This is a genomic window from Pseudomonas fluorescens (assembly GCF_902497875.1).
Classification (GTDB): Bacteria; Pseudomonadota; Gammaproteobacteria; order Pseudomonadales; family Pseudomonadaceae; genus Aquipseudomonas; species Aquipseudomonas fluorescens_BR.
In genome coordinates, this window is record NZ_CABVHY010000072.1 from 1 (window position 1) to 3426 (window position 3426).

Consider the following 3426-nt stretch of genomic DNA (forward strand, 5'->3'; position numbering starts at 1 on the left):
ACGCAGGAGCAAAGCCCATGTTGAACTCGGTTATTGTGGTCGACGATGAAGCCAGTATCCGCAGCGCCGTGGAGCAATGGCTGAGCCTCTCGGGTTTTGTGGTGCAACTGTTCAGCCGCGCCGAAGACTGCCTGGCGCAACTGCCAAGGGATTTCCCCGGGGTGATTCTCAGCGACGTGCGTATGCCCGGCATGGGTGGCCTGGAGTTGCTGAGCAAGGTCCAGGCGCTGGACGCCGACCTGCCACTGATCCTGCTCACCGGCCATGGCGATGTGCCGATGGCGGTCGAGGCAATGCGCGACGGTGCCTACGACTTTCTGGAAAAACCCTTCAGCCCCGAGACCCTCCTCAGCAGCCTGCGCCGGGCGCTGGATAAACGCCGGCTGGTATTGGAAAACCGCGCCCTGCACGAGCAGGCCGACAACCGTGCCAAGCTCGACGCCAGCCTGCTGGGAGTTTCCCGTGGCCTGCAAACCTTGCGCCGACAGGTGCTCGACCTCGCGGCCTTGCCGGTCAATGTGCTGATCCGTGGTGAAACCGGCAGCGGCAAGGAGCTGGTCGCCCGCTGTCTGCACGATTTCGGCCCGCGCGCCGACAAGCCGTTTGTGGCGCTGAATTGCGCGGCCATCCCCGAGCAGTTGTTCGAAGCCGAGCTGTTCGGCCATGAAAGCGGTGCCTTTACCGGCGCCCAAGGCAAGCGCATCGGCAAGCTCGAATACGCCGATGGCGGCACGCTGTTTCTCGATGAAATCGAAAGCATGCCGCTGGCCCAGCAGGTCAAACTGCTGCGGGTGTTGCAAGAGCAGAAACTTGAGCGGCTGGGTTCGAACCAGAGCATCCGGGTCGACCTGCGGATCATCGCCGCGACCAAGCCCGACCTGCTCGATGAGGCCCGCGCCGGACGTTTTCGCGAAGACCTCGCCTATCGGCTAAACGTCGCTGAATTGCGCCTGCCGCCGTTACGCGAGCGCCGCGAAGACATTCCGCTGCTGTTCGAGCACTTCGCCCACAACGCCGCTGAACGACTGGGGCGCAGTTTCCCGCCATTGAGCGGTCCGCAATTGAGCCGCCTGCTCAGCCACGACTGGCCAGGCAACGTCCGTGAACTGGCCAACGTCGCCGAGCGTCAGGTGCTTGGGCTCGGCGAACCCGAATCTGAAGGCGTCGAACCCGGTCAGTCCCTCGCTGCGCAGCAGGAGGCCTTTGAAGCGCATTGCCTCAGAGCGGCGTTGACCCGGCACAAAGGCGATATCAAGGCGGTGCTTGCCGAGTTGCAACTGCCGCGGCGGACCTTTAACGAAAAGATGCAGCGCCATGGGTTGGCGCGGGAGATGTTTTTGAAGGAGGAGTGATTCTTCTGACCTTCATTTTAGGTTGCCTGTTCTGGCCCCATCGCGAGCAAGCTCGCTCCCACATTTGATGTGTGTTGTGCCACAAATTGCTGACCCACCATCAATCCCTTGTGGGAGCGAGCTTGCTCGCGATGGGGCCCACGCAGGCAACGACCATTATGGACTCGCACCGAATAGGCGGATTTCCGCTCACGCCCACCCCGCAAACAAGCGGATTTCCGCTCACAAAATCCCCGCAACCCCTCTAAATCAAGCCTCTCCGTTCTGGCACAACTCCTGCTATAGACCTGTCAGGTTGCGTTTCGACGTGCTCCACAAAAACAATGAGATGAAGGATCCTATATGGATAACTCCAATACCCTGCCTCTTGGGTCGGCGGCTGCGCCGGCGAAAGTACGAACCACTTCCAGCCGTATCAAATCGATTTTCAGCGGCTCTGTCGGCAACATGGTCGAGTGGTATGACTGGTACGTCTACGCCGCTTTCTCGCTGTATTTCGCCAAAGCCTTCTTTCCCAAGGGCGACACCACCGCACAGCTTCTGAATACGGCGGCGATCTTCGCCGTGGGCTTCCTGATGCGTCCGATCGGTGGCTGGCTGATGGGTCTCTACGCCGACCGCGTCGGCCGTAAAGCCGCGTTGATGGCCTCGGTGTATCTGATGTGCTTCGGCTCACTGCTGATCGCCCTGAGCCCGGGTTATGAAACCATCGGTATCGGCGCGCCGATCCTGCTGGTGTTCGCTCGCTTGCTGCAGGGCCTGTCGGTCGGCGGCGAGTACGGCACCTCGGCGACTTACCTCAGCGAAATGGCGACCAAGGAACGTCGCGGCTTCTTCTCCAGTTTCCAGTACGTGACGCTGATCTCCGGCCAGCTCATCGCCCTGGCGGTACTGATCGTGCTGCAACAAACCCTGACCACCGAACAGCTGTACGCCTGGGGCTGGCGCATCCCGTTCGCCATCGGCGCGCTGTGTGCCGTAGTCGCGCTGTACCTGCGTCGCGGCATGGAAGAAACCGAGTCGTTCACCAAGAAAGTGAAGGCCAAGGAAAGCGCGATGCGCACCTTGATGCGCCATCCGAAGGAACTGATGACCGTGGTCGGTCTGACCATGGGCGGTACTCTGGCTTTCTACACCTACACCACTTACATGCAGAAGTACCTGGTGAACACCGTCGGCATGAGCATTTCCGACTCCACCACCATCTCGGCAGCGACGCTGTTCCTGTTCATGTGTCTGCAACCGCTGGTGGGCGGGCTTTCGGATAAAGTCGGGCGGCGGCCAATCCTGATTGCCTTCGGTATTCTCGGGACCCTGTTCACCGTGCCGATCCTCACCACCCTGCACACCGTCCAGACCTGGTGGGGTGCGTTCTTCCTGATCATGGCCGCGCTGATCATCGTCAGCGGCTACACCTCGATCAACGCGGTGGTCAAAGCCGAACTGTTCCCGACCGAAATCCGCGCCCTGGGCGTCGGCCTGCCGTATGCACTGACCGTATCGATCTTCGGCGGCACCGCTGAATACATCGCGCTGTGGTTCAAGAGCATCGGCATGGAAACCGGTTACTACTGGTATGTCACCGCTTGCATCGCGGTTTCGCTGCTGGTCTATATCACCATGAAAGACACCCGCAAACACTCGCGGATCGAGACTGACTAACGCTACAGGCGGTAAAAAGAAGGGGCAGACCTTGCAAGGGTTCTGCCCCTTTTTCATGAGTTTTGGATAGCAGCCCCATCGATTAATGCTCGGTTAATTCCCACCGCGCATCCTCAGCATCAATCGAATTCAAGCAACGCTTATCTATGCCAGTGCGAACCGGCCAAGCAAAGCGCTCGCATAACGCATCTATTAATTCGATAAATATAAGCATTTATTTGCGCTTTTTAATCAATTTAACAAGCGTAACATTCAATCCATACCTAACGCACGCTACGCAAACGAACCGGAGTAACCGCCATGAAAACCAGACTGATCATCGCCCTGACCCTCTCCGTCCTGGCTGCCAACACCTTCGCCGCCGACGGTTATGACCGCACCATCGCTGCTGATGGCTTCGACCGCACCGGCG

At 59.4% G+C, this 3426-nt stretch carries 2 protein-coding genes; both read left to right on the plus strand.

Annotated features, from left to right (window positions below; translation table 11 throughout):
- Positions 1-17 precede the first annotated feature (17 nt).
- Entirely contained in the window at positions 18-1352 is a 1335-nt protein-coding gene (locus F8N85_RS33425; RefSeq protein ID WP_150807366.1) for a sigma-54-dependent transcriptional regulator, read from the plus strand.
- Between the two features lie 342 nt (positions 1353-1694).
- A complete protein-coding gene (locus tag F8N85_RS33430) occupies positions 1695-3014 on the plus strand; it encodes an MFS transporter (RefSeq protein WP_150807650.1) in 1320 nt (439 codons plus the stop codon).
- The last annotated feature ends 412 nt before the right edge of the window (positions 3015-3426 follow it).

What these genes read in the sequence shown, in the direction of transcription:
- F8N85_RS33425 (WP_150807366.1), top strand. Translation starts at nt 18, where the DNA reads ATGTTGAACTCGGTTATTGTGGTCGACGATGAAGCCAGTATCCGCAGC.
- F8N85_RS33430 (WP_150807650.1), top strand. Translation starts at nt 1,695, where the DNA reads ATGGATAACTCCAATACCCTGCCTCTTGGGTCGGCGGCTGCGCCGGCG.